Source organism: Pseudomonas sp. UW4 (genome assembly GCF_000316175.1).
GTDB lineage: Bacteria > Pseudomonadota > Gammaproteobacteria > Pseudomonadales > Pseudomonadaceae > Aquipseudomonas > Aquipseudomonas laurylsulfatiphila.
The window spans coordinates 3,037,565-3,063,756 of record NC_019670.1 but is presented as its reverse complement, the minus strand read 5'-3'; the positions used below and the strand labels follow the sequence as shown (position 1 = coordinate 3,063,756).

Below are 26,192 nucleotides of genomic sequence, written 5' to 3'. Positions count from 1 at the left end.
AGTATGTTGGTAACGGCGTACACCTTACGGAGCAGGGCCTGCCGCCCCTTTTGATTCACCGCTTGTGTGAGGCAACCATGACTACGACAACAACAATAACTGCATCACCCAACAGCGCCGCTATCGATACACCGCAGATTCCACCGGGCAAGGCTTTGCTCGCGGCATTTGCCTCGACATTCGGCTGGGCGTTGGATTTGTTTGACCTGTTCATTCTGCTCTATGTGGCGCCGATCATCGGCCGCATGTTCTTCCCCTCGGACACCCCGACCCTGTCGCTGGCCGCGGTCTATGCCTCGTTCGCCGTGGCCTTGCTCGTGCGTCCACTGGGCTCGGCGATCTTCGGCGCGTATGCCGATAAACACGGCCGCAAGCGTGCGTTGATGGTGTCGATGGTCGGCGTCGGTATTTCCACGGCACTGTTTGGCGCGTTGCCAACCATTCATCAGGTCGGCATATTGGCCCCGATACTGTTCCTGATATTACGGGTGATTCAGGGCATCTTCGTTGGCGGCATCGTTGCCTCCACTCACACCATCGGCACCGAATCCATCTCGCCGCGCTATCGCGGCTTGATGTCCGGGTTGATCGGTGGCGCTGGCGCCGGCATGGGCGCGCTGTTGGCGTCAGCTACTTATCTGGTGTTGTCGCAGATCTTTCCCGGGGAGGAATTTGACGTCTGGGGCTGGCGCTTCATGTTCTTCTGCGGCCTGCTCAGCACGGTTTTCGGTCTGGTGATGTTCCGTTACCTGGAAGAAACCCCAGTCTGGCAGCAACTGCAGCAAGCCCGCAAAACCAAAGGGCCGGCGGTAGTTGTCGTGTCGCCGCTCAAACGTCTGTTCGGTCGCGAGTACCGCGCCGTGATGCTGGTCAACTTGCTGATTACATTTGGCGGCGGTGCCACGTATTACCTGGCCTGCGGTTATCTGCCGACATTGCTCAACGTGGTCGCCAAAGTGCCTCATACGCAGACTTCGCAAATGCTCATGTACGGGTCGGTGGCAACCATTGTCGGAGCACTGGCCTTCGGTTACCTGAGCGACCTGATCGGTCGAAAGAAGACCTTCATGCTGCTGGGTGTGATCAACCTGGTGAGCCTGCCGATGATGTTTCTGGGTGTCGCCGAATCGGGTTCGCTGACCCGTACTGCGCTGTATTGCGTGGGCATAGGCTTCATGGGCGGGGCGATCATCGCGCCGATTCTGATCTTCCTCAACGAACGCTTTGCCACCGAGCTGCGAGCCAGCGGCACCGGATTGTCCTGGAACATCGGTTTCGCCCTCGGCGGAACCATGCCGACCTTTGTCTCCCTGGTCAGCAGCAGCCCGGCGCAGATTCCCATGGTGCTGGCGATGTTCGCCGTCGGTCTGTCGGTGATCTACTTGATCGGCAGCGTGGTGATTCCAGAAACCCAAGGCAACTTCAAATAACGGTGGGGAGGTGCTCCAGGAATTCGCCGATCAGCTGCAAAGTCCGCTCTGGCGCTTCGGTTTGAGGAGAGTGCCGACAGTCATCCAGCAACACACAGCGGCACGGTCCAGCGACCTGTCGCTGGATGACCACCAGTTGCTCGGGCGTGGCGTAGTGGTCGTCGCGACCCTGAATGACCAGCAGCGGCTTTTCGATACAAGCCAACTGCGCTTCGAGATCGTCCAGGGAAAAGTCCGGATGCAACCAGCTGTCGCTCCAGCCGTAGAAAGCGCCGTCGACATTGGTGCCATGGTGGCGTGCCAGGCGGTCGCGCAACTCGCCCTGATGCCAGGCCTCGGTGGTGTGGCGAATGCCATCGAGGCTCTCGGCCTCGACAATTACGTGAGGCGCCAGTGCGATGCTGCCCAACACGCGTGGATCGTTGGTGGCGGCATAGGCAAGGACGATGGATGCGCCGTCACTGTGACCGAGCAAGACCACTTGCGACAGTTGCAAGGCATCGAGCAATTGCCGCAGTTCCCGAGGGCCGTCGCTGCTCAGGTAGTTCAGCGGACGCGGCAGGTTTACCGGGCTCGATTGCCCATAACCCTGACGGCTGTAAGTGATCACACCGTAACCGCTGGCCTGGGCCAGTTGCAGAGGGAAATCTTTCCATTGTTCGGCGCTGCCGAGGCCTTCGTGCAACAGCACCAGCGTCGGTCGCGAAGGATCAGCCGCAGGCAGTTGGCGATATTCCAGGCGTAGCGGCCCAAGTTGCAGAAATTGTTGTGGAGACATGTTGAATCAACGATTGAACAAGGTTGCTCGCAGGTTACCGTAAACGTAACCCGGCATGCAGTACCACGCTTTGCTTGAGGTACAGACAATATGCGTCATCTCGATGTTCAGGTGATCGACCAGGCACTGCAATGGGCTCGCGACGGGCAGGCCCAGTGGCTGTGCACGGTGCTCTCCACCTATGGCTCGGCGCCGCGTGCGCCGGGGGCGATGCTGGTGACCAATGGCGCGGGCGAACACGTCGGCTCGCTGTCGGGGGGCTGCGTCGAAGAGGAGTTTCTCGAGAGCCTGACGCGCGGTGAATTACGCGAACCGTCGCAGATCGTCAGTTATGGCGACAGTGTCGAGCAACGCCACCGTTTACGATTGCCCTGTGGCGGTGTGCTGATCGTGCTGGTCGAGCACCGCGCTGCCAGTCTCGAATGGATCGCGCACCTGGAGAGCCTGCAAGCGGCGTTACTCGGCCAGCGTCGTCTGCTGCGTCACGTCGAGCTAAGCAGCGGTGCCTTGCGCCTGGACCCGGACACCGGACACGGCAGCGAGCGAGTGCAAGTCGTCGACGAAAGGGTGCGCATCAGCGTTGGCCCTGCCTTGCGATTGATTCTGGCGGGGCTCTCGCCGGTCGCTGAAGCTTGCGCCAGTTTCGCCCGCGCCATCGGCTGCGAAGTCATCGCCTGCGACCCCCGGGAGGAGATGCTGCATGTCCAGCTCGAAGGCGTGGAGATGCAACGTGTGCTGCCTTCGATGTTCATAGCCGCCGGAGGCTGCCACGCGGCGACCGCGGTGGTGGCGCTGACTCACGATCCGCGAATCGATGATCTGGCGCTGATGGAAGCAGTCCACACCCCGGCGTTTTACATTGGCGCCATGGGTTCTCAGGCAACCTCGGCCAAACGCGCCGAGCGGCTCAAACGCATCGGTGGTCTGACGGATGAACAGATCGCCCGTTTGCACATGCCCATCGGCCTCGATCTGGGCAGCAAGGCCCCGGCGGAAATCGCCTTGGCGGTGGTGGCCGATATCCTGCGCGTTTATCACGGGAAAGAGCGCCATGCCTTGTAAGGCGGTTTTCCCGACGAGCGTGGGGCCTGCGAAAGTCGATATAGACGCTCGGTCATTCGCGCGCGATAGTGGCCAGCCAAGTGTTGCTGAACCATAGAGCGATCGCCGGACTTGAGAAATAGATAGACGCCCCGATGATATGCATTGAGGCCGATAACGATATCGCTTCAAGCGAGCGGAGGAATCTGATGTCGATTGCCCAACGGGTTTTCCACGGCAGGTTTGGCCGGGTCGCCTTGCTGAATATGGATCATTCGCTGGTCACCCATACCCATTCCGAATGCCATGTGCTGGTCAAAGTGTCCGGCGAGGACACTTACTTCAACGTTAACGGTCGGCGGGTTCCGCTCAGTGATCGCACGGCGGTGCTGGTCAACGCCTGGGAGCCGCATTTCTACGATCCGCAGCCGGGTGCGGGTGCCACCGTCATCCTGGCGCTCTACATCGAGCCCGCCTGGCTGGCCACTGCCCAGCAGTCGCTGGCGCTCAGCGGTCGGCCGGACTTTTTTTCCCAATCATGCATCGAGCTGTCGAGTCGAAATCGCACCCTGGCCGACATCCTGGTCGCCGAAGCGCATGGTTGTGGGATCGTGCCGAAAGAGCGCTTGGAGTTCATGCTGTTCGACTTCCTGATCGAACTGATCGAGGACTTTTCCAGCTGGCGGCATTTGTCGCTGCTGGGTGCGCCGAACTCAAATGAGTTTCGGGACGCGCGCGTGCGCCGTGGCACCGCCTGGTTGCTTGAGCACCTCGATGATCCGAACCCGATCGACAACGCCGCGCGGGCTTGTGGTCTGTCTCGGGCACACTTCTTTGCGCTGTTCAAGAAAGACACCGGCATGACGCCGACCCTTTTGCTGAACGACGCGCGCATGCGCCGGGCTTTTGCCTGGCTGGAGCGTGAGCGCAGTGGAACGTTGGGCCTGTTGTCGGAGAATCTCGGGTTCTCCGAGCAAGGTCATTTCACACGGTTTTTCCGCCAACACATCGGAGCTTCTCCCAGCCAGTATCGGCGTGTAGTGGATTGTTACGCGGCGGTTTGAACCGAGAGAAGGGCGGGGGTATTTGCCAATACTCCCGCCGATGAAGTTAGTCTTTGATCTTTAGAATTAGTGGTGTGTATAGATTACGAAACTTGTAGGATGCACTAATCGTCCAAAAAATCATAAATCTCTTTCATGCGTTCTTCACGCATCAACTCAAGCTCTTCCATGGTTTCGGCTACCCACTGCAGAATGAAATCCCAGCAATCGCAGTCGTGAGCGTCTGCTTCTGCTTCAAATGCTTCTTTTAGAAATTTAAGGCGATATTCTTCCGGCGACAATCCACAATTATCAGCGAGGCTGTAGTTCAGCTCGCTGAGTTCAAGTTGGATCCATAAGTTGCAATCCAGAAACTTCTTCAGGGCAAGTTCTGCTCTAAGTTCTTTTGCGATCATGAATGCTCTCTTCTGGCATACAATAAGTTGCTGGTTGTCCGAAGTTGGCTCGGTGCTCAATAGGGCTGTGTCAATTTCCTGCCATCATCCATCCTCGAACGCCATGACTTTCACTCAACTCTTTCACGACTCGAGCTGCGTCTTGTTTTTGTTTATACGGGCCGATGACGACAAAGTTGTTTTCTTTACGCGCTACCGGTAATTCCAGTTGCTTAATGGCATTTGTGGCGCGATGGCGGCTGGGTGTGTTCAACGCTATTTCGATCACCCACAAGCCTGATGAAGGCGTGGTTGAAGCTTCTTTTTTAGCGTGGAAAATATAGCTACCACACGTTAAGCACGGGCTTTCCAGCGTGATTAGCGACCCAGGTACGGAGCGAAAGACGTGCCATTGCGGATCAGAGGTTTTTTTGCGGGCGAAGAGCACCAGGAGCAGGCCGGTAGAAGTAATCAGGCCGCTAAGGATAATTGTCCAATTGCGTGCTTGTGTGGGCAGTGAAGGCAGCGAAAATACTGGCGATTCGTCTGGCTTTTCGATCAAAAACTGTACGGCGTGAGCCTCCGTTGAGTCGGGTATGGGGGATTCGTTTTCCGCAAGGGGCGTGAGCCCGTCGGAATATTTTGTAGTGAGGTTTGTTACAACTTCATTAGCGGTGTCATCGATGAGTTGTTTTAGCTTTGTCACGTTTTTCTGGATGTAGGAGTTGTCGACATTGTTTTCACAAAGTGGTCCTGTGGCTGTGTACGTCCATAATAATGCTGATAGTTGCCCTACAACGCCCGTTACCAGGAAACCCAAGCCAAGCTTTCGCACGGCACCATCTCCAAATCAAATGAATAGTTATTTGTCCCATTTCTTTCTGATAAAGCATGGTCCTATTGTTTATCCTGGGATGGTCTGGATTCTTGAGCGCGTCAGTGTGCCCAAGCGCCAAAATAAGTTGGCTTCTTTTTTGTTGTTTTAAAGAACATCGGGCTTGCACTTTATAGAATGCTGGTTGACGAAAAAGGCTCAGGTGAACGAAAAAAAATAGTATCAGATGGGTTGTATGCTGGCCTATTAAAGCACTTGTATTTAAGGTTAATGTTGTGGCCGAAGTAACTGGCCAAAGATTTAGGTCATACCTATGCGCTTGCTATAAAGGAAAGGACTGTTAGCCGGCCCTTTACGGTACGGACAGGGAGAAGCTATTGAATTTTTTGTCACCCTTTCAAACGATGCCGGTGTCCTGCGCTACATTTCAGGTGTCATTCCTACCTTGGAGCGTTCTTGGTGAACGCTCCGGATATTGTGCTTGGTGAGCGCATTGATCCGCCGAACCACGAAGCGAGGGATGCTCAACAAGCATCAATTGTCGTCATTCGGTTCAACTGCGCTTCAGCGCAGAAAACTGACCACTCAACCACGTATAAAGCTGGGAAACCGCAGGGCTGATCTGCTTGCGATGCGGGCACACCAGACTCAAAGGCGAAGCTTCGCCAGGAAAATCCGGCAGCAGCACAAGCAGGCGCCCATCGGCGATATCGGCACTGACATCCAGCCAGGATTTGTAGGCGATACCTTCACCGTCCAACGACCAGCGTCGCACGACATCGGCGTCATCGCTGAACAGTGGCCCCGAAACCTGCACGGTTTGCCCGCCCAGGTTCCACTTGTCGTAGACCCGGCCATTTTGCAGATAGAGCAGGCAGTGATGCTTGCTCAAGTCATCCGGCGTTTGGGGAGAACCGCAGCGTTGCACATACTCTGGCGAGGCAACCAGCACTCGCTGGTTCCACGGTGCAAGCGGCAGTGCCACGTAGTTGGCGTCTTCATTCGGGCCGTATCGAATCGCCACGTCCACCGGGTCGCGAAAAAGATTGGCCATCTGGTCCGATAGGAAAAAACGCAAAGTCAATTCTGGATGCTGACGGCGGAACAGCGTCAGCCACGGCAGCAGTATGTTGCGCCCCAGATCGGAGGGTGCTGTCACCTGCAGGACGCCCCGTAGCGTGGCGTTCTTACCACGCAAATTTTCCTTGCCTTGCTGCAGGGTCTCAAGCACTGAGTGGGCGGTGGGCAGATATTGCTCGCCTTCGGCAGTCAATCGCAGGCTGCGAGTGGTGCGGGCGAACAGGCGTACGTCCAGCTCGAGTTCCAGACGTTTGATGGCGGCGGCGACCTGACCAGGCAGAAGATCAGCCTCCAGCGCCGCTGCGGTGAAACTGCCCAGCGTGGCGCTGCGGATGAATAAACCAAGATCATCGATGCGGATCATTTTCACTCCTGTAGTGAAAGTGTTGGCGCATTCTGCTTGTTTTTCTTTGTGCATGGGAAGTCGAAGATGGCTGCGAACGAGTGCATCACCCTTCAGACAGCGAGTGTCCATGAAAGCCATCACCTTTACCGAACATGCTTTGCCCATCGACAATCCACACGCATTGATCGACATCAGCCTCCCGGTGCCCACGCCTGGTCCACGGGATCTGGTGGTTGAAGTTCGCGCGGTATCAGTGAATCCCGTCGATACCAAGGTGCGCGCCGGAACTTTCACAAAAGAACCGAAAATCCTCGGCTGGGATGCCACAGGCATTGTCCGCGAGGTCGGCGCTGACGTGACGCTGTTTCAGCCGGGCGATGAAGTGTTCTATGCCGGCTCGATTGCCCGCACCGGCAGTTACAGCGAATTCCATCTGGTCGATGAGCGGATCGTCGGGCACAAGCCTGGGTCATTGAGTGCCGCCGATGCGGCAGCGTTGCCGTTGACCTCGATCACTGCATGGGAATTGTTGTTTGACCGGCTTGGTGTCGTCGAGGGGTCAGGGGAGGGCAAGTACCTGTTGATCACCGGAGCGGCTGGCGGCGTCGGTTCGATGCTGGTGCAACTGGCCCGACAGTTGACCCGCCTTACCGTCATCGGAACTGCCTCACGCCAGGAAACCGCTGATTGGGTGCGGCAGCTGGGCGCGCATCACGTGATCGATCACAGCCAGCCACTGCTCGCACAGTTGCAAGCGCTCGGCGTGCCGGAAATCGACTATGTCGCCAGCCTGACTCACACCGAACAGCACTTTGCACAACTGATCGACGTGCTCAAACCGCAAGGGCGTCTGGGTGTGATTGACGATCCCGACAGCCTTGACGTGATGCCGCTCAAGCGCAAGTCGCTGTCGTTGCATTGGGAGCTGATGTTCACCCGCTCGCTGTATGAAACCCCGGACATGATCAACCAGCATCACCTGCTCAATCGGGTCAGCGCTCTGATTGACCAAGGAGTTCTGCAAACCACTGTGGGCGAGCACTTCGGTGCGATCAATGCGGCAAACATCCGTCGTGCCCATGCGCTAGTCGAGAGCGGCAAGGCCCGGGGCAAGATCGTTCTCGAAGGTTTCTGATTTCACTTCAGGCGGGTCGCTTGCGGGCCCGCTGAACCGCCTGCGGCATCACTTGCCATTTTTTTAATGTTGGAGCGTTGACGATGAATTCGTCCAGTAACGTGTTGGTATCGATTGCCGTGCTCAAGGCCAAGGCAGGCAAAGAACTGGCATTGAAACAAGAACTGCTGGCGCTGGTAGAGCCGACCCGAGCAGAGCCGGGCAATCTCGATTATGTGTTGTTCAAGCTGCGCGACAAGCAGGACACGTTCTACATGCGCGAGGCTTTCAGGGATCAGACGGCGCTGGATGCGCATTTTTCGATGCCTTACTTTCAGCGCTTTGCCGCCACGGCAGATCACCTGCTCGAAGAGCCGTTGCAACTGATATTCCTTGAGCAGGTATTGGCCTTATGATTCAACCAGTTGAATCGCACCACCTCAGCCGGCGTGGAGGCGGCCGGCGGATCAATTCGCTTCAGGACGTGGCTGTACTCCGAATTGCGGAACGATGTGAGTCCCCAGCTCCTCAATGACTTGCGCAGCAGGGCGCTTTCCGTATTTGAGATTCAGGATAACGTGGTCCACTCCGATTTCCTCAAGCGACTCCAGCAAAAACCGGAGATGGTAGTGTCCAAGTTTGAACCCCAAATGAATGCGAGTGGGCGGCGTGGACGGGTTCTCATCGAGGTCGATGTAAAGCGACTGAGTGAAGGGCTTATAGACGGAACCACATTGCTTCATGACCTCCAGCCGCCAATCTTCCACGATCAGTCGCTGCATGTTCGGTGGGCGTGGATAGTTGATCCATCCGACGCTTTCGCGCGCGATCCAATCCAGTGACTGGCGGCTATTGCCTGTCACGAACATTGGAATGACTTGGGTTGTGGGTTTCGGAATGAGGTCTGCACCCTGCATCTCACCACCGCTCCAGCGAATGGGCTCAAAGCTGGTGCTGTGGGCTTGGCGAATCACCTCGTAGTGCTCTCGAAAGATGTCTCCGCGCCTTTCGGGATCGATGCCAAAAGCCGAAAACTCCACTGGGCGATCGCCGGAAGCCACACCCAGAATCAAGCGACCTGCGCTCAACTGATCGACGCTGGCTGATGCCTTGGCCGTGTGCAGAGGATGGTGTAACGGGATGGCAATGGATGCGGTGCCAAGCGCTATCTCCGACGTATGAGCGGCCATATAGCCCAGGTAAACCCAGGGGTCGAAGACTTGGCCGACATCACCGAAATTAGGGTCCCGAAGAGGCACATCGCGAAACCAGAGCGCGCAGAAGCCCAGCGCCTCTGCTCGTTTGGCCAATGCGACCTGGTTGAGCATGTTCGGCGTGTCCCCATCGAAGGCCTCCAAAGGAAAGAACAATCCCAGGCTCAAATGACCCGGAGTGAAGGTTCGGCTGAACCCTCGATGCTCCTGATAAGGAATCGTGCTCGGCCGATACATACTCATCTTCCTCAATGGGAGAGCGTGAACAGCGCCCCTGTTTCCAGAGGTGCTGCGGCATCGGTCGCTTGGGAACGACAGGTGGGGTAGTGGGTGCAATCTTTGCCCGTTGCGCCGTACATGCTGGTCGGGTCGACCGGAGTGAGGGGCCTGTTGCTGGCAGTACGCGCGGGCAGTTCCGGATTGGCGATGAGCGGACGGTCAAAATAAACCAAGTCTCTCCAGCCCGACACATCGCCTGAGCAAAAGCACGGGGATCATCCAACAAGCGTAGGCGGCTTTGCGCGGAACCGCCATGTTCGTCGCCCGTCTCGATACCAGTCGCAGATGGTTACACCGCAGTCTGGGCCTTGGGCGTCGTGATCGGCGCGCCTCGGGTTGCTATTTTTGCCGCATGCTGGAGCGATGGTCACATCGAGCAGCCGTTGCAACTGATCCAGCAGGCTGAGTGGCTATGTACAAAGCCAAGCAGCAAGGGCGCAACAACTTTTCAGTGTGCGCTGGGAGCATCCTGACAAAGGATTATCTCACCCGGTATTTGTACCCGCGGCAGAGGACAGTCGTCAGGTCAACCCGCTGAGCCTTTGGGTGCTCGACCGGCAATTGTGTCCGGCCCCAGTCCTGAAATTCAGACGATAAGATAAATTTTCAGACCCCAACGCAGAACTCCATCTCCCCAGGCAAGGCACTCTCTGCGCCTTTCTCACACACTCGGCACTAATGCTATCGCGCTGCATAACAACAAGAGCCGCGAAAAAATGAGTAGCGCTGGGACTCCGGTTCGAGGCATGACTTCAAGGCAATAACTAACCGCTCAGGCCGCTAGCTCATTTATCTAAATATACCTGAACACTATCTACCGTTCCTTCGTGTGCATTGCGTTGGCCTGGAAGATTTTGCGTTGCTTCTATTACTTTAAAATAACAAATGGAGCGCTATATAAGTGAATGTAAAAAAAATTGCTGCAAGTTCGGTGTTTCTTAGTATCACCCTGTGTGCCCAAGCGCATGCTGACTTCCTGAGTGATAGCAAAGCCACCTTGGGAATGAGAAACTTCTACTTCAATAACGACAACCGCGATGGCGTTGCCGCCCCTTCCAAAACCGAAGAATGGGCGCAGGGTTTCATGTTGGACTTCAAATCGGGCTATACCGATGGCATGGTTGGCTTTGGTGTCGATGGCCTGGGGTTGCTGGGGGTTACCCTGGACAGCGGCAAAGGACGGCATGTCGGCAGCACCATGATGCCTTCTGACAGTGACAATCGTGCCGTCGACGAGTGGAGCCGGCTCGGGCTGACCGTAAAAGTCAAAATGTCGAAAACAGAACTTCGCTACGGCACTTTGATTCCGAAACTCCCAATTCTGGTCGCCAACGATGGGCGCGTGCTTCCACAAACCTTCGAAGGCGGTCAAATCACCTCGAGCGAGTTCAAGGGGCTGACCTTGACTGGAGGTCGGATCGAACATGCAACAGGACGTGGTTCGAGCGATCAGACGGGGTTGGCCGTTGCTGGTGGTACGCGGGAAAGCAATCAGTTTGACTTCGCCGGGGGCGATTGGAACGTTACCAAGAATCTGACAGCTCAGTACTACTACGCCAGCCTCGACAACTACTATACGCAGCATTTTATGGGATTAATTCACACCCTTGCCCTCTCGGACAATCAGTCCCTTAAAACCGACCTGCGCTATTTCAAAACTGACTCGTCAGGGGCAAATAGCTCCGGGACGTCAGGCTACAGAATGAGTGGCTACACCAAAAACGGTAGTGGAGAAATCGACAACCGTACCTGGAGTGCCGCGTTGATTTACACACTGGGTGGTCACGCGATTACTGCGGGGTACCAAAGTGTGTCAGATGGCAGCAACTTCACTCAACTCAATCAGGGTAGCCTGACTGACAAGGGCGCCGGTGGAGCAAGCCTGTATCTGTATACAGACCGCCTGATCCAAACTTTCACCCGCGCAGGCGAGCGCACAGCTTTCGGTCAGTATGCTTACGACTTCGCCGCTCTGGGGGTCCCTGGCCTGAAAGGCTCGGTCATGTACCTCTCCGGCGATAATATTAAAACTACGTCAGGCAACAACCAAAAGGAATGGGAAAGAGACATTAGTCTGGACTACGTCCTTCAATCCGGAGCGCTCAAAGGCGTCGGGTTTGGCTGGCGTAACGGCAAGTCCAATAGTGAAGCATCTCGTAACGTAGATCAGAATCGTATTTTTGTGAGTTACAGCATTCCGCTTCTCTAGACAGTGGTGCGGGAAGTTTGATTTAACCAACGTCCGAACCCGTTATGGCAGACAAACGATTGTAAAGGGCGGGCCGGGATATCGGATGCTCATGATCGGCGCAGACCCGTGGTGCGACACGCCAGTCATGGTCAAGCTGGTCGTCGATGCCGAGGTTAAAGTGGTCCTTTTCTACCGGTCGGGTGCCATGCACCTCGGGCTACATTTGATAGTGTCCATTCGAAGGCATACGATTGAGCGCGAGGGTGTCTACGTACAAGTTACAGCGCCGCCACGGTGACACCACGCCGGATGCGGTCAGCAGACCGGGAGGTGTTACTTGAAGCACACAACTGATATGCCCGCTAGCGTCATCACGAAACTGACCTACCTGGTCAAGCACGATGCGAAGCCCTATGTGCATACCGAGGCTCTGACCGGTAACAGTGAACCGCACTACTTTGCTGAGCAGGAGGAGCGCGAGGTCACGATACACAACGGTCGTCCGTTGGCAGACAGCCTTTCTCTGGACAAGCAGGGGTTTAAACTCCATCGGCAGGATACGGTGGTCGACGATCTCTACGACGATACCTCAGTGGAAAGCGTCTACTATGACGAGGTCAAGGCCTTGATCAAGGAGTTGACGGGCGCGAGCCGGGTCGTCATCTTCGACCACACCAGGCGCAGCGACGCCGAGCGGCGGGATATTCGCGGCCCAGCCAGCCGTGTGCATAATGACTACACCGACCGCTCGGGACCTGAGCGTATTCGCGACGTGCTGGGCCAGGATCAGGCCGCCGCACTGGTGTCGGTGGCCCAGATTAACCTCTGGCGCCCGATGAGCGGGCCCGTCAAGCGCTCACCGCTGGCCGTGCTGGACGCCTCGACGCTCGACCCCAATGACCTTCTGGCCACCGACTTGGTCTATCCGGATCGTATCGGTGAGATCTACCACCTGGCCTACAATCCGCAACAGCGCTGGTACTATTTTCCGGACATGCGCCGTGACGAAGTCTTGCTGATCAAGGGGTATGACTCACGTCACGACGGCCGTGCCCGCTTCACGCCCCATACCGCCTTCAAAGACCCCAATACGCCGCCGGGAGCGCCGCCGCGAGAGAGTATCGAAGTTCGCACCCTGGCCTTCTTCGATTAGATTTTGCCACTTGGCGCGGGCTTCCCCCCGCACGGTGTTTGCCCCCGTGCTTTACCAGGCGACCATCCGCTTCTCGTTGGTAGGGATGTATAGCGACTGGGTGAAGGGTTTGAACAGCTAACCACATTCTGCACGATCCGCAGTGCGCCAGTCCTCGACAATCAGCTGCTCAGTCTTTGGTGCGCGCGGATAGCTGATCCACCCGTGATATGGCTTAATTATAAAGATTCAACGATACCTGAAGTTAAGGAAAACATAGCAGATCATGGTTGCTGTTAGGCCGACCAATATGTACTCGACGCGGGGTAGGAATATAACCAACCCACCTAGAGAAAACACGATCAAGGTGTTTTGTAGTATGTATTTCCTTATTTTAGGTACGGCTATGAAATAGCCATATTGCTTGCCTAGGAAAAATAAGGCCATGCCGATGATTGACATAATCTGGAAATCGCGCATTGCAATGTCATTCAAGATCGCATGTCTGATCAAATTTGCGAGGAGTGCTAGCCCCATAAATAGAAAAAGGTGCGAGTAGATTAAGGAGTGTCCACTCATACTACTTTCATTTTTGCTCAGTAGGTAAAAGCTATCAAAATAGATCCACCAGATACTGCAAATCATGATAAATCCGGTGATTGCCGCCATCACATTATAACGATCCCATTGAATGTTAGATAACCCTCCAGAAAGGCTAATTACCGACTCGCCCAATAAGATGAGGGTGAGTAAACCTAGTCGTTCAACCAAGTGTTCTGTATGTGCTGGCAATGGCTTTAGCTTACTCCAAGAAAATAAAGGGAGCAGAATATCAAGAAGAATCCCAATGTAAGCGACAAGGTAACGCATAGGTGGGTCAAAAAGAATGGATGAAAGACTAACAACTGCGCTAACTAACAGGGCGAAGCCAAGCCTGGAGGAGAATTCGCTACGGTGATCGAATTTACTTATGGACGAAATGTACATAATGCTGATGATGGCACGTATACCAAAATAGCAGGCAATAACAAGCGCATAATTTACTTCCAATTCTTCCCCAATCCGTGCAGACAGCACAATGAGCAGCAACATTAAAAATAATGTTGCCAAGCGGTGAAGGTTACTGTCTGTATCAAACCTGTTTGAGTAAATCGTGTGGCTGGACCAGATCCACCATAATGGAACAAAAAGCAGTAAAAATGTCCATAATTGCTCCTGTTCAAAGTGGCCGTGATGAAGATGTCCGAGAGTATGCGTAACCTTGCCAATTGCAACAACAAAAATCAGGTCAAAAAACAACTCTAACCATGTGGCGTGTCGATTTTTTTCATAATACTTCAAAGATTTCATTCGCTGCTGGCTCCGTGTGCACCTCTTTAATGTAGAAGGAAACTAACGGTTAAGCGAACGGGTGGACGGGTGGACGGGTATAGGCGTCAACCTTGGGAGGCGGTCGCAAAAACTGAGTGCAACACCTGACCTAGTCCACCACCACGTCTGTTAGTACGGTCAATACAGAATCCAGCGTGCCATCGGGCCGATAGCAACATTGCGCACGGGCGGACCTTAGCGGGCAACTGGGCTGCTGTTCCGCCAACCATTCATTCAGCGCCTCGACCAGGACACGGGCCTCGACTATGGAATCTTCCGAACTGTCAAAAATTAACATCGCCATTTTTTATGTCCTCGGTTCGCTGGGCTGATATTTTCGTGCCACTGCTTTATGAGCGATGCTTGTCGCTGGTAGCACCGTGGATTCTTCAATCTCCCGTATTGAAATATCATCGAATGCAAACGTTCATTGCTTGAGCCCTGATAGATGGATGGTTGGGGTGTGCTCAGCGGGAAACGAATTGCCCGGCGGGAAAACTCCATCCACCATCAAGGGATTTATAAAGGCAACGATGCCCTGATCTCAGCTTGAGCCTGAGTGTTTTCGGCAGCTAGACGTTCACGTTCTGCGTCAAGAAGCACGACGACGTCCGCTGTGCTTTCGCGGTATTGATAGAGGGCCAGGTGGGTAAAGCGGCGACAGGATTCGCTCTGGCTCACCAATGACTATAGTCGCTATTGTCGGGTGCCGTAGTCGCTGAACGCGTTTTCGGTTTCCTTAGCAAGGCCTCGCGTGCTCGTTCTGTTGCCCATCCGCCTTCACCGTAAACGCGCGGTCATCTCATTGCCGATCGATTTGCCCCTGCGAATTCGGATATCGAAGCGTTGCTCGATCACTCTGGTGATTCCATAGCCTCAATTGCTGATTAGCTGGTGGTTTACCACTGGCGGTATTTTTGATCATGAATTTATCTGACGTCGTTCGTCGGTAACCTGGGGCGATTCAGGATGTTGAGCCATGTCGTCCTGTCCTGGTGTTGGCTTGCGCTGGGCTTTCACCCGCTTTTGACTGATCTTACAATTGGCTGATCGAACTCTTGAAGCGCGCTCGATGCTCTTTGCGCGACGCCAGCTCACTCACAAGGAACGCCAAGCATTCACTTGCAGCCTTTGCTTTCTTTAAGCATTCCCCTTCGGGAAGGTTATGTACCCCTTCGCTCAAAACCTGATACAGCTTGCCCAAAGGATTGAGACCATCCGGCTTCAGATGCGCGGGAAGCGCAAGGTTGGCGATTTTAATTTTTTCGCTCATTGGCGATTCATCGCGCAGAGACTGAATCGCAGTGAAAGTCTCTTGGTCCCCTCCGGACGATTGCACATCCTCCTGTAGTAGATCCAGTAAACGGTTGATGTTGTTTTCCACGATCCGCCTAACCGTACTCATAACTTAGGCAGATCACTGCTTTTTCGTAGTTATCGCGATCTTCCTTAAAGAATTTTTGCAGCGTTTTGTCTCGCGGTATTCCCGCACGCGGCAGTTGGCCGTACTTCTGAATCGTTATGGTTTCATCTTCGACAGTCTGCTCAAGCAGATAGATTCTGTTTGATTTTTTACACGAGACGCAGGTGAAAGAAAAACCAGCCTTTCCAGTTCTCAACGGCTGAAAGGCCATCAGTGCGGCCTTCGCACCAACAACACGATCACTGCGCAAAGTGCTGTCATGAAACGGACGTTTCTGTTCGCAAAATTCGCAAAATGAGTCGATCTCATTGATACGCAGGTCCTCGCGCGGCTCCGGCGGCAGTTTGAAACTTCTCTTGGAGTAAAGCGGAGCTGACTCAAGGAAGCATTTGATACCGATATCCGTCAGTTCTGGGAGTCCATCTGTATTCATTGAATCATCCGCGCAGCCTTTGGCTATTTCATTAAACTCTGGAGTTAAGTCAAGCTCGGCCCAATCAATTTTCAGTGCAACTCCACCGTCGTACCATGTCCACACATTCAAACGAGTATCGACGTAGCGTGGCTGGTCATTAGTGCGAGTTCGAATAGCAACCTGAGCCGGGCCCTCAAATACGTAAGCCGGCAAAGAGGAGGAGGGTGAAGCCTGTTCTTGATCGGCTGATTTGGTCACGTTGAACCTCCTTAACTGTCAAGTCGGCTCCAGGCTGCCGAGGCGCGCTCGGCGTTATGGCGGTTGGCCGACTCGGCTAGATAACGACTTGCATAACGGCGTGGCATCGCCGACGTCTCAGACCAGCCGCAGACTCGTCGGAGTTCGTCCGTGGCGCGCTCGAGGTCATGCCCACGCTTCTCGACCAGGTAAGCCAAGAAACGGTCGGCGAAGGTGTGGCGAAAGTCATGCGCAGAAAGTGTAGGCAACAACCCCGGATGAGCCAGTTCAATGGTCAGAAACAGCCGATCGAGGACGTTAGACAATGCGCGAATCGACAGCGGGCGGCCTCGGTCAGAGATGAACAGATAGCGGTACAGCAATTTCATCGGTTTGCCGTCACGCAGAGGGCGCCGTTCGCCCTGGATATAGTGCTCGTAGACCTCATGCAACTGTGCGGAGATACCTATTGTCCGTCCGTGTGTTTTCAGCGCAGGCTCTTCAGCGCGTGGGTCGCCTGGGTCATGTTCGCGGTCATTGATGCTGACATAGGCATGCTGAGAACCCTGATTGATGTCCGTGGTGTAGAGCTTCAGAAGCTCTCCGCGACGGATACCGGTCTCCAGCAGCAATTCAATCATTAGCCAATTGCGCAACTGCAATCGTTCCGGAAACGGATTCTCCGCAGCGCCCGGGCGAATCAGCGTGCGAATGATCTGGAGTTGCGTATCTGTCAGGCTGCGGTAACGAGCGTGGTCGGGACGAACATTGATGATATGGCTCTCAAAGCGCCGTTCAATGACGTCGGCGACATCTGCAAATGCCACCTCAATGTTAGCCAGGCTGGTTGAGTTCTGACGGGCGCGCGGGATGTATCGGGTGACACACCAGGACAGGTACTGCTTCAACAATCGCAGGTACTGGTCACGGGTGCGCGGATCGATCTGCGGAAAAGGTGCCGTTGCAGCTGTGCCGATTCGGGCGACCAGATTATCGGCCTGACGGCCGCTTTGGAGCCAAATCGCGTAACCATCCAACAAGGCGAGAATCGCCTCAAAACGGCCAGCCAAGATGGCTTCATCGATATCCTGCTCCCGGCTTTCCGCATAGGTGTAGAAAGCCTGGATCGCACGCAGGTGCGCTGCGGCGGTGTTGTATGCACGATGCCTGAGCTTGAGCTGGACGTAGATGAATGGGACTAGCTTGGGCAATGGTGCCGCCTGACCATCCTGCACAAGCAGCGGTACACGCTGACCGGAAGAGAAACGGCTCTGAACCAACTTCACTGGAAGGTCCTCACTCAAAGGCTCACCATGAACATCTAGTACATGGCCCGTTGAGAGAGTGGACGCCAGAAGCGGGTTTGTCGAATCAGTGCTTTAGGCTGCTGATGAACATATCTAACATAGCACCTCGTTTAACATAATATACATTATGCGCACTAATAGGTATTCCACACAGGGCGTCTCCCAGGTACATTTCAACCCCCAGCCACATCCCTCGACCACATCCCCCCAGGACTCTCCCTCATGCATGAAGCAGCCCATCAGATCATCGATCTCTACGAACGTCACGCTCAAACATGGGATCGTGTTCGCTCGCGGCGTCTGGTCGAACAATCCTGGCTGGATCGTTTTCGCCAGGCCATGCCGGTTGCGGCTGGTCATGTCCTCGACATCGGCTGTGGCTGTGCCGAACCCATGGCTGGTTACTTGATCGGCGCGGGACACCCTGTGTCTGGCATTGATTCGTCCAGGGCGATGATCGCCTTGTGTCGGCAACGTTTTGCGCAGCACGATTGGCATATTGCCGACATGCGCCAACTGGCGCTTGAACAGCGTTTCGCTGGCATTCTGGCGTGGGACAGTTTCTTTCACCTGACGCCTGAGGATCAGCGTCGAATGTTCCCGATTTTCCAGGCCCATGCCCAACCTGGTGCTGCGCTGATGTTTACCAGCGGAACGGCCCATGGCGTTGCGTTGGGCAGCTTCGAGGGTGAAACGCTTTATCATGCCAGCCTGGACCACGATGAATATGTTGCGCTGCTCGATGCCCATGGTTTTAGCGTCGTTGAGCAAACAACGGAAGATCCGGCTTGTGGTGGACATACGATCTGGTTGGCTGTTTTCGGTTAGAAACCCCTTTGCCCTGCTCGTTTATATAGCTGTATATTATAATTAAACTAAACAACTATTTAGTTGAGTTATATAAAGACGAGGTTCTGATCGTATTCGACCAACGCGGGCAATCTCCTTCCAACTCCCCTCTCCCTCCATTTCGCTGGCGCCGCCATAGATCCGGCACCCTGGCTCTCAAGATAGTACCGAGCCACCGTGAAGCCCTCCGCCCCCCAACGTTGGGGGGGGCGCAAAACCCCGGCTGCATTATTTTCAACGCATGACAATCCGTTGCGCCCTTCACGTTCGCGAACAGGTGAGCCTATGAAAATAATAATAATGCTATGTGTCATTGCATCGCTGACCGCGATGCTGGTAACCATCACCCCGATCAGGGAAGTCTGGTTGCAATCGCGTTATCTGCCCGCCGATCCGTGTAAATCCCATCCATACACCTGCTTCAGGCCTGCGGTGAGTTTCGCCTCGCTGCACTGACCGCTCTCAGCCGCGACCGACACCGGACCGGGTGCGAAACTGGGCCGGTGTGGTTCCGTGGGCCGTCCTGAAGGCGGCTGTCAGGTGGCTTTGTGAACTGAATCCGCACGCCAGCGCTACATGCAGGATGGGCAGGTCGGTTTGCATGAGCAGTTCTCGCGCGTGCTCGAGCCGCAGGTTCATCACATACCGGTGTGGTGCAATGCCCATGGCATTGTCGAACAGCCGGCGAAAATGCGCCGGGCTGACCCCGGCCCGGGTCGCCAACTGGTTGATCGACAAGTCTTCGGCCAGGTGTTCGCGCATGTAAGCCACCACCGATTGCAGACGCGCCAACTGAATGTGCGGCGGGTTGATCGAACCCGGGGTCTGCATGCGCAGCGCACGGCACACCTGTTCGAGCATCACACTCGCCAGCCGCGCCATGAACCCCTGGTCGGCCTGTTTTCCCAAATTCAGCTCATCGAGCAACTGCCGGGCCGCCGCGCTGACCAGGGCGTCGCTGAAGGCCAGCGGTGCCTGGGTCCGGGCACAGCATTCCAGCAACCGGCCAAACACACCGTCACTGCGCTCGGGAATGTAGAACACCGCGAAGTCCACGCTGCCCGAGTAGCGCCAATGGGTTGCGCAGTGGGCCGGCATCAGCATCGACATGCTGGGCAACGTGCTCAGGCGCGACGTCTCGTCCGTGCCCTCTTCCACCCGCGAACCACCGAATTGAGTGAGCAGGGTCATGACCCCCACCGGGGGCATGTCGAGGTCTGTCTCGTGCAGGAAATAGCGCTCGGCATACAGCGGCATCTGGTTGCACACAAGGCCACCGACCATGGGCAGCCCCAACACGTCATGAACTTTCTGTTGCGGCGTCACCGGCACTCCCTGATGAGCAGATTTTGACAAATATGCCCCCTTTTCCAGTGAGTTGTCGATCCCGGGAAGAACAATCATGGCGTCCATGTTCCAGCCCCACGCGGTCGATTGCGTGGGTTCGTTCCTTCCCCGGATGAGCAAGCGCCAATGATCACATTACATGACACCTTGCAGTTGCCCGCCGTTGGCTTGACGGGTTTTGAAACGCCATTGAGCGAAGAAGAAGCGGCCATCCAGCAATCGGTGCATCAGTTCGCCAGGAACGTGCTGCGTCCGGTCGGCCAGGCCCTCGACAAGATGCAAGCGGCCGATGTCTGCGCACCCGGCTCGCCCTTCTGGTCGGTGTTCGCCCAAGCGGCACAGCTGGGTCTGGACCCGGAACTGCTGACGCAGTTTTCCGCCGAAACCGCCGTGCGCCTGGAGTCGCTGATTGGCGAGGAAATGGGCTGGGGCGATGCCGGCCTGGCCGTTTCCCTGGCGGTCGCCGGTTTCCCGCTGCGCATGGCAAAGGCCGTGGGCAATCAGGAGTTGGTGGAACTGTGCCAGGGCAAGATCGGCTGCTGGATGATCACTCATCCGGACAAGGGCAGCGACATCATGGTCTATGACATGAAGCGCGAATGGCCCCACGGCCAGTCCGGCAACAAGGGCACCCTCACGGCAAGAGTCGGCAAGGACGAGATCGTCCTCAACGGCCAGTGCTCGGCCTGGGTCTCCAACGGGGCTGTGGCGCAGGTGGCGCTGGCCTACATCACCGCCGACTATGGCGACGGCTTTTTCGACGCCGACGGCCGCCCCAACGGCGTCGCCGTGATCGTGCCCCTGGACCTGCCCGGCGTATCGCGCGGCAAGCCGCTGGACAAGATCGGCCAACGCTCGCTGCCCCAGGGCGAAGTCTATTTCGACAACGTGAAAATACCGGCGCGCTTCGCCATCGCCGGCAAGGATCAATACTACGGCAACCAGTCCTCGGCCTGGTCCTACGCCGGCACGCACATGTCCCAAGTGTTCACCGGAGTGGCACGCGCGGCGTTCGAAATGGCCTTGCAGTACTGCCATGAACGCAAACAAGGCGGTCAGTTGCTGATCGACCATCAGCTCACGCGCTATCGACTGGGCGACATGCAGCGTCAGGTCGAACTGGCACGCGCGGTGGCCCGACGTTCCCTGGCATTCGCGCGCCTGTCGCCACAGAGCCATCCCTACGCCACGGCGTCGGCCAAGGTGACCGTCACTGAAGCCTGCATGAAGGTCGCCAATGAAGCGCTGCAGCTGTTCGGCGGTGCCGGTACTTCCCGTGAATACCCGATCGAGAAAATCTTCCGCGATGCCCGCGCCGCCCTGATCGAAGACGGCGAGAACTCCATCATCACCATGCGTGTTGGTCTGTTGTGCCAACAGCTTTATGCCGAAGGCTGGTCGCAGTACTGACCCCGGCCCTGCCCCTCAACCCCAAAAAACATCCTTTTAAAAACAAGAGAGACACGAAAATGGCTAAATATCCCGTCGTCGTTTATGGCGCCAGCGGCTACACCGGCATGCTCACCATGGACTGGCTGATCGACCAGAACATCCCCTTCACCGCCGTGGCACGCAATGCCGGACGCGTGCACGAGATGATGGCCCAGCGCGTGGTGCGCCTGGAGTCGGCCACCTATGAAGTCATCGAAGCCGAACACACGGTCGAGGCGCTGACCGAGGCGTTTCGTGGCGCCAAGGTGGTCTGCAACACCGTCGGCCCGTTCGTCAAATTCGGCCTGACCACGGTCGAGGCCGCGCTCAAGGCCGGCTGCCATCACCTGGATACCACCGGTGAGCAAAGCTACATGCGCGAAGTGCGGGAGAAGTTCGGCAAGCTCTATGCCCAGGCCAGCCTGCTGGTTTCGCCATCGTTGTCCTACATGTTCACCTACGCGGAAATCGCCGCCGAACTGGCCCTGGAAACACCCGGCATCGACGCCCTGGAAACCTCGACCCTGTGCCGTGGCCCGCGCGGAGTCGGTGCCGGTGTGACCGTGGGCTCGACCGCCTCGATCTTCGAGATGTACCGCGCCGAACAATGCTACCTGTGGGAGAAGAAACTGGTTCCGCACGCTGTCGGCACCTCCTTCAGCATTCCTTCGCCTGATTTCCTGCAGCCGGTCTTTGCCCTGCCATGGGGCGGCACCTCATTGCCGGTGTACTTCGAGAACGACCCGCGCGTGCGCTCCTGTGTCTCCTGCGTCGGCTTCTACGACAACGACGTCATGAAGATGGTGCATGGCCTGGGGCAGAAGTGGGACGCCGAATACAAACACCTGCCAACAGAGCATCAGGATGAAGTGCTCAAGCAGATCGTGCAGTCGACCACGCCGAGCATGCCGCCGCGCGAGCGCACTACCACCGTGCGCATGGTCGACACCGCCATCGGCCGCGGCCAGCTGTCGGCCGTGCGGGCCACCGTGCATGGCACCACCGCCTACATCGCCACCGGGGCCTTGCAGGTTGCCGCCGCGATCAAGCTGATCGATGGCGAAACCGCCAAGGTCGGCTTCGCTTCCGGCTCCAAGGCATTCGGGCATCGCTACCTGCTGGGTTTCCTGGAAGAGCGTGGCCTGGCACGGGCCACGGTCACCCAGCTCTGATCGGCAGCACGGGAGTCCTTCATGGCCATCATTGATTTCTACGACCGCGGCTGGGGTTTGAACCCGGACGGCATCGCCTATATCCAGGGCGCGCGGTCCTACACCTTCGAGGAAGTGGGCGCGTTGTCCTGTCGCATCGCCAACACCCTGCTGGCCCTGGGCTTGCCCAAGGAAACCAAGGGCGCGGTGTGGTCGGCAAACGACGTCACCGCCTGGGCCTGCACCCTGGGCCTGTGGCGCGCCAACATGACCTGGATACCGGTCAATGCGCGCAACTCGGCGCAAGAGAACCACTACATCCTCGATGCCTTCGATTGCGAGGTGATGTTCTACCAGGACGAGTTCGCCGCGATCATCGACGACCTGCGTCCGTCGCTGCCGAAGATCCGGCACTGGGTCTGCATCGATGCCGAAGGTCGCGATGCGCCGTCGCTGCAACGCTGGAGCGCGGAGCAGCCCTCGACCCGTCCTGAAGTCAGCTACGACATGGACGACGTGGTCATGCTCTCGCCGACGGGCGGCACCACCGGCATGCCCAAGGGGGTGATGAATACGCACCGCAGCACGCAGACCTTCATCGCCCACTTCATGCTGGCCTGTGCCTACCGCAATGGCGAGACGCCGGTGAACCTGGCCGCCGCGCCCATGACCCACACGGCCGGTCTGCTGGCCGTGCCGTGCACCGCCCAGGGCGGCACGGTGGTCGTGGTGACCCGGCCCGACCCGGCGGTGATGCTCGACGCAATCATGCAGCACAAGGTCACCGAGTTTTTCCTGCCGCCGACGGTGATCTACAAGCTGCTGGAAATGCCCGGCATCGAGACGCTAGACCTGTCCTCGGTCAAGTACCTGATGTACGGCGCGGCCCCCATGTCGGTGCAGAAACTGAAAAAGGCCATCGAGGTGTTCGGCCCGATCATGGCCGGCGGTTACGGCCAGACCGAAGCCCCGGCCAGCATCGCCTTCCTGCGCCCCGACGAGCACTTGGTCGACGGCCAGTTGGCCGGCGACGAGCGCCTGTCATCGGTCGGCCGTCCCTACCCGCTGATCCGCGTGGAGGTGATGGACGATGACCAGCGGATCCTGCCACGCGGTGCCACCGGAGAGATCTGCGTGCGTGGCGACCTGGTCATGAAGGGCTACTACAAGCAGCCGGACAAGACCGCCGAAACCCTCATCGACGGCTGGCTGCACACCGGCGACATCGGCCACATCGACGCCGAAGGCTACCTGCACCTGACCGACCGCAAGAAGGACATGATCATTTCCGGCGGCTTCAACGTGTACCCCAGCGAAGTCGAGCAAGTGCTGTGGAGCCATCCGGCGGTCCAGGACTGCGCTGTGATCGGTGTACCGGACGAGAAATGGGGCGAAGCGGTCAAGGCCGTGGTCGAGCTCAACCCCGGCCTGAGCGTCAGCGCCCAGGCACTGATCGATTTGTGCAAGGAACGGCTGGGCCACGTCATGGCGCCCAAGTCGGTCGACTTCGTCGACAGCCTGCCGCGCAGCCCGGTGGGCAAGGTGTTGAAGAAAGACCTGCGCCAGCCCTATTGGCAGAACCTGGATCGAAACATCTGACGCCTGTAACCGGCCCTGGCCTGCATCGGCGACTTCGTCCCGCGCAAGGCCCGGGCCCCCAGCTTACTTCCCTGACTCATCACAAGGAATTTTCATGAGCACCGTCTATATCGCCGGCATCGCCATGACCGTCTTCGGCCGACACCTGGAACGCAGCCTCGATGACCTGGCGCGCGAAGCGCTCAATGGCGCATTGCAGGATGCCGGGTGCCGCACCGAAGACCTGGGCATCGCCTTTTATGCCGGCATGACCAATGGCCCGCTGCAAGGCCAGATCGCCATCCCCGGCCAGGTCGTACTGAGCAAGGTCGGCATCGAAGGCATCCCCATCTACAATATCGAAAACGCCTGTGCCTCGGGCAGTGCCGCCTTCAACCTGGCCGTGCAGAGCCTCAAGGCCGGCACCACCGACGTGGCGCTGGCGATCGGCGCCGAGAAAATGAACATCGCCGACAAGCTCAAGGCCCTCTCGATTTTCGAGGCAGGCTGGGATATTTCCCGCGCCGAGCAGAACTACCAGACCCTGGTGCAAATGGGCGAAGGGGTCGAAGTGCCCGAAGGCAGCGAATCGGACAAACCCTACAGCAAGTTCATGGCCATCTACGCCGCGATGTGCCGGCACCACATGAGTACCTATGGCACCACGCAACGGCAGATTGCCGCGGTGTCGGCGAAGAACCATACCCACTCGGTGCACAACCCTTACTCGCAATTCCGTAAGCCTTTCAGCATCGAAGAGATCCTGGCGGCGCCGCCCATCACTTACCCGATCACCCTGCCGATGTGCGCCCCTCTGTCCGACGGCGCCGCCGCCGCCATTCTCTGCACCGAGGAAGGCCTCAAGCGCATCGGTGCCGACAAGGCCCGTTGCATCAAGGTCGCGGCCAGCGTCATCCGCAGTTTCAGCAACCGTCGCCTCGATCAGCCCGAGCTCCACGTCGGGCGCCTGGCCGCCAAAATGGCCTATGAACAGGCCGGCCTCGGCCCCTGCGACATGCACGTGGCCGAGGTGCACGACGCCTCGGCCATGGGCGAAATCATCCAGGTGGAGAACCTCGGCTTCGTCGCCCCCGGTGAAGGCGGCCCGGCCGCCGAACGTGGCGAGTTCACCCTGGGCGGGCGCGTTCCGGTCAACACCTCCGGCGGTCTTGAATCCAAGGGCCATCCGCTGGGCGCCACCGGTATCGGCCAGCTCTTTGAACTGGTGACCCAGTTGCGCGGCGAAGCCGGCAAGCGCCAGGTCGAAGGCGCGCGGCATGCCATACAGGAAAACGGTGGCGGCCTGCAGGGCGTCGAAGAAGCGGCGGTGGCGATTCACATCCTGAGCAAGTAACCGCCCCCCTGCCATAAAAGAGGTAGCCAAGATGTTCAACAACAAAGTGGTGGTGATCAGTGGCGCCGGCTCCGGTATCGGCCGCGAACTGGCTGTGCAACTGGCCCGGGAGGGAGCGCTGCTGGCGCTCTCGGACATCGACCGTTCGAGCCTCGATGCCACCCTGGGCTTGCTCCCTGAAGCGAGCCAGGCCCGGGGCTACACGCTGGATGTTTCGTCCTGGTCGGCATTCCAGGACCACGCCGAAGAAGTCATGCGCGATTTCGGCACGGTTCACTACGTCATCAACAATGCCGGCGCCACGGTGATCGGCACTGTGGCCAACACCAGCATCGAAGAGTTCGAGTGGCAACTGGGCATCAACCTGTGGGGCGTGCTGTACGGCACCAAGGCCTTCCTGCCGAAGATGCTGGCCCAGCGTGAGGGTTGCATCGTCAACATTTCCAGCGTGTTCGGCCTGCTCAGTTACCCCACGCAAAGCGCCTACAACATGTCGAAGTTCGCCGTGCGCGGCCTGACCGAATGTCTCTGGGCCGAACTCAGGGGCAGCGGCGTGCGCGCCATCAGCGTCCATCCCGGCGGTATCAGGACCAACATCGAGCGGGCCGGCCGGCGCTGCAAGGCTGCAGGCGAGGAGGAAGCGAAGTTCGCCCGCCTGGCCGACAAGATGCTGCTGACCCCGCCCGCCGACTGCGCCGCCGACATCATTTACGGCATGCGCAACGGCAGCCGCCGGGTCATCACCGGCAACAAGTCCGGCACCCTGTTCTGGCTGAGCCGATTGTTCCCCAACAGCTACCCCACCCTGCTCAGGCTGCTGGGCTGAGCCTTGTCTGACCCTATTGAGGAGT

Annotated in this window: 23 protein-coding genes and 2 pseudogenes; 13 read left to right on the top strand and 12 right to left on the bottom strand. The window is 57.3% G+C overall.

What is annotated here, in order from left to right:
* Window positions 1-77 precede the first annotated feature (77 nt).
* A complete protein-coding gene (locus PPUTUW4_RS13315; protein ID WP_015095125.1) occupies window positions 78-1,430 on the top strand; it encodes an MFS transporter in 1,353 nt (450 codons plus the stop codon).
* Here the strand turns inward: PPUTUW4_RS13315 and PPUTUW4_RS13310 are convergent.
* Window positions 1,423-2,208 (bottom strand): alpha/beta hydrolase, encoded by a 786-nt coding sequence (locus PPUTUW4_RS13310; RefSeq protein ID WP_015095124.1) that lies wholly within the window; start codon window positions 2,206-2,208, stop codon window positions 1,423-1,425. The two genes, PPUTUW4_RS13315 and PPUTUW4_RS13310, sit on opposite strands and share 8 nt — an antisense overlap.
* A 90-nt stretch (window positions 2,209-2,298) precedes the next feature.
* Here PPUTUW4_RS13310 and PPUTUW4_RS13305 point away from each other — a divergent pair, with 90 nt between their 5' ends.
* Window positions 2,299-3,270 carry an XdhC family protein gene (locus tag PPUTUW4_RS13305; RefSeq protein ID WP_015095123.1) on the top strand — a complete coding sequence of 324 codons (972 nt, stop codon included), beginning with the start codon at window positions 2,299-2,301 and terminating at the stop codon, window positions 3,268-3,270.
* 188 nt (window positions 3,271-3,458) lie between these two features.
* Entirely contained in the window at window positions 3,459-4,313 is an 855-nt protein-coding gene (locus tag PPUTUW4_RS13300) for an AraC family transcriptional regulator (RefSeq protein ID WP_015095122.1), read from the top strand.
* A 104-nt stretch (window positions 4,314-4,417) separates the two neighbouring features.
* On the opposite strand, the gene PPUTUW4_RS13295 is transcribed toward PPUTUW4_RS13300, so the two are convergent.
* The 3 genes from PPUTUW4_RS13295 to PPUTUW4_RS13290 form a co-directional block, all read right to left on the bottom strand.
* Window positions 4,418-4,708 (bottom strand): DUF6388 family protein, encoded by a 291-nt coding sequence (locus PPUTUW4_RS13295; RefSeq protein ID WP_015095121.1) that lies wholly within the window; start codon window positions 4,706-4,708, stop codon window positions 4,418-4,420.
* A 70-nt stretch (window positions 4,709-4,778) separates the two neighbouring features.
* Window positions 4,779-5,522, bottom strand: coding sequence for an SPOR domain-containing protein (locus tag PPUTUW4_RS28090; protein WP_015095120.1), 744 nt, complete (start codon window positions 5,520-5,522; stop codon window positions 4,779-4,781).
* A 553-nt stretch (window positions 5,523-6,075) separates the two neighbouring features.
* A complete protein-coding gene (locus tag PPUTUW4_RS13290; RefSeq protein WP_015095119.1) occupies window positions 6,076-6,966 on the bottom strand; it encodes a LysR family transcriptional regulator in 891 nt (296 codons plus the stop codon).
* Window positions 6,967-7,075: 109 nt separating this feature from the next.
* On the opposite strand from PPUTUW4_RS13290, the gene PPUTUW4_RS13285 reads away from it, so the two are divergent.
* Complete coding sequence (locus PPUTUW4_RS13285; RefSeq protein WP_015095118.1) at window positions 7,076-8,083, top strand: zinc-binding alcohol dehydrogenase family protein; 1,008 nt, start codon at window positions 7,076-7,078, stop codon at window positions 8,081-8,083.
* Between the two features lie 83 nt (window positions 8,084-8,166).
* Window positions 8,167-8,478 carry a putative quinol monooxygenase gene (locus PPUTUW4_RS13280; RefSeq protein ID WP_015095117.1) on the top strand — a complete coding sequence of 104 codons (312 nt, stop codon included), beginning with the start codon at window positions 8,167-8,169 and terminating at the stop codon, window positions 8,476-8,478.
* A 51-nt stretch (window positions 8,479-8,529) separates the two neighbouring features.
* Here PPUTUW4_RS13280 and PPUTUW4_RS13275 read toward each other — a convergent pair whose 3' ends face one another.
* Together PPUTUW4_RS13275 and PPUTUW4_RS30250 are read right to left on the bottom strand one after the other, a co-directional pair.
* The gene (locus tag PPUTUW4_RS13275) at window positions 8,530-9,513 is read right to left on the bottom strand and encodes an LLM class oxidoreductase (RefSeq protein ID WP_015095116.1); all 984 of its coding nucleotides are present in this window, start codon (window positions 9,511-9,513) and stop codon (window positions 8,530-8,532) included.
* 71 nt (window positions 9,514-9,584) lie between these two features.
* Window positions 9,585-9,743, bottom strand: a pseudogene (locus PPUTUW4_RS30250) (alkene reductase); the annotation flags it as partial.
* A 713-nt stretch (window positions 9,744-10,456) separates the two neighbouring features.
* Between PPUTUW4_RS30250 and PPUTUW4_RS13270 the strand changes: the two are divergent.
* Window positions 10,457-11,764 (top strand): OprD family porin, encoded by a 1,308-nt coding sequence (locus PPUTUW4_RS13270; protein ID WP_015095115.1) that lies wholly within the window; start codon window positions 10,457-10,459, stop codon window positions 11,762-11,764.
* Window positions 11,765-12,083: 319 nt separating this feature from the next.
* Window positions 12,084-12,899, top strand: coding sequence for a CmcJ/NvfI family oxidoreductase (locus tag PPUTUW4_RS13260; RefSeq protein WP_049810806.1), 816 nt, complete (start codon window positions 12,084-12,086; stop codon window positions 12,897-12,899).
* Between the two features lie 228 nt (window positions 12,900-13,127).
* Here the strand turns inward: PPUTUW4_RS13260 and PPUTUW4_RS13255 are convergent, their stop codons facing one another.
* The 5 genes and pseudogenes from PPUTUW4_RS13255 to PPUTUW4_RS13240 all read right to left on the bottom strand — a co-directional run bounded on the left by PPUTUW4_RS13255 (window position 13,128) and on the right by PPUTUW4_RS13240 (window position 17,610).
* Window positions 13,128-14,228: a low temperature requirement protein A gene (locus PPUTUW4_RS13255; RefSeq protein ID WP_015095113.1), complete on the bottom strand. Its 1,101-nt coding sequence runs from the start codon at window positions 14,226-14,228 to the stop codon at window positions 13,128-13,130.
* Window positions 14,229-14,716: 488 nt separating this feature from the next.
* A pseudogene (locus PPUTUW4_RS30245) lies at window positions 14,717-14,990 on the bottom strand (TolC family protein); the annotation flags it as partial.
* A gap of 295 nt (window positions 14,991-15,285) precedes the next feature.
* Entirely contained in the window at window positions 15,286-15,633 is a 348-nt protein-coding gene (locus tag PPUTUW4_RS30240) for a hypothetical protein (protein WP_227698128.1), read from the bottom strand.
* Window positions 15,634-15,640: 7 nt separating this feature from the next.
* Window positions 15,641-16,345: a hypothetical protein gene (locus PPUTUW4_RS30235; protein ID WP_015095111.1), complete on the bottom strand. Its 705-nt coding sequence runs from the start codon at window positions 16,343-16,345 to the stop codon at window positions 15,641-15,643.
* An 11-nt stretch (window positions 16,346-16,356) separates the two neighbouring features.
* Window positions 16,357-17,610 (bottom strand): site-specific integrase, encoded by a 1,254-nt coding sequence (locus PPUTUW4_RS13240; RefSeq protein ID WP_015095110.1) that lies wholly within the window; start codon window positions 17,608-17,610, stop codon window positions 16,357-16,359.
* A gap of 243 nt (window positions 17,611-17,853) precedes the next feature.
* Between PPUTUW4_RS13240 and PPUTUW4_RS13235 the strand changes: the two genes are divergently transcribed.
* Window positions 17,854-18,459, top strand: coding sequence for a class I SAM-dependent methyltransferase (locus tag PPUTUW4_RS13235; RefSeq protein ID WP_041474864.1), 606 nt, complete (start codon window positions 17,854-17,856; stop codon window positions 18,457-18,459).
* 483 nt (window positions 18,460-18,942) lie between these two features.
* Here PPUTUW4_RS13235 and PPUTUW4_RS13225 read toward each other — a convergent pair whose 3' ends face one another.
* On the bottom strand, window positions 18,943-19,836 hold the full coding sequence (locus PPUTUW4_RS13225) for a helix-turn-helix domain-containing protein (protein ID WP_227698127.1): 894 nt from the start codon (window positions 19,834-19,836) through the stop codon (window positions 18,943-18,945).
* 117 nt (window positions 19,837-19,953) lie between these two features.
* Here PPUTUW4_RS13225 and PPUTUW4_RS13220 point away from each other — a divergent pair, with 117 nt between their 5' ends.
* The 5 genes from PPUTUW4_RS13220 to PPUTUW4_RS13200 all read left to right on the top strand — a co-directional run bounded on the left by PPUTUW4_RS13220 (window position 19,954) and on the right by PPUTUW4_RS13200 (window position 26,167).
* Window positions 19,954-21,237 (top strand): acyl-CoA dehydrogenase family protein, encoded by a 1,284-nt coding sequence (locus PPUTUW4_RS13220; protein ID WP_015095106.1) that lies wholly within the window; start codon window positions 19,954-19,956, stop codon window positions 21,235-21,237.
* A gap of 59 nt (window positions 21,238-21,296) precedes the next feature.
* Window positions 21,297-22,430, top strand: a complete 1,134-nt coding sequence (locus PPUTUW4_RS13215) for a DUF5938 domain-containing protein (protein ID WP_015095105.1) — start codon at window positions 21,297-21,299, stop codon at window positions 22,428-22,430.
* A 21-nt stretch (window positions 22,431-22,451) separates the two neighbouring features.
* Window positions 22,452-24,008 (top strand): AMP-binding protein, encoded by a 1,557-nt coding sequence (locus PPUTUW4_RS13210; RefSeq protein WP_015095104.1) that lies wholly within the window; start codon window positions 22,452-22,454, stop codon window positions 24,006-24,008.
* 94 nt (window positions 24,009-24,102) lie between these two features.
* Window positions 24,103-25,341 (top strand): thiolase family protein, encoded by a 1,239-nt coding sequence (locus tag PPUTUW4_RS13205; RefSeq protein ID WP_015095103.1) that lies wholly within the window; start codon window positions 24,103-24,105, stop codon window positions 25,339-25,341.
* A 31-nt stretch (window positions 25,342-25,372) separates the two neighbouring features.
* A complete protein-coding gene (locus tag PPUTUW4_RS13200; protein WP_015095102.1) occupies window positions 25,373-26,167 on the top strand; it encodes an SDR family oxidoreductase in 795 nt (264 codons plus the stop codon).
* Window positions 26,168-26,192: the final 25 nt, after the last annotated feature.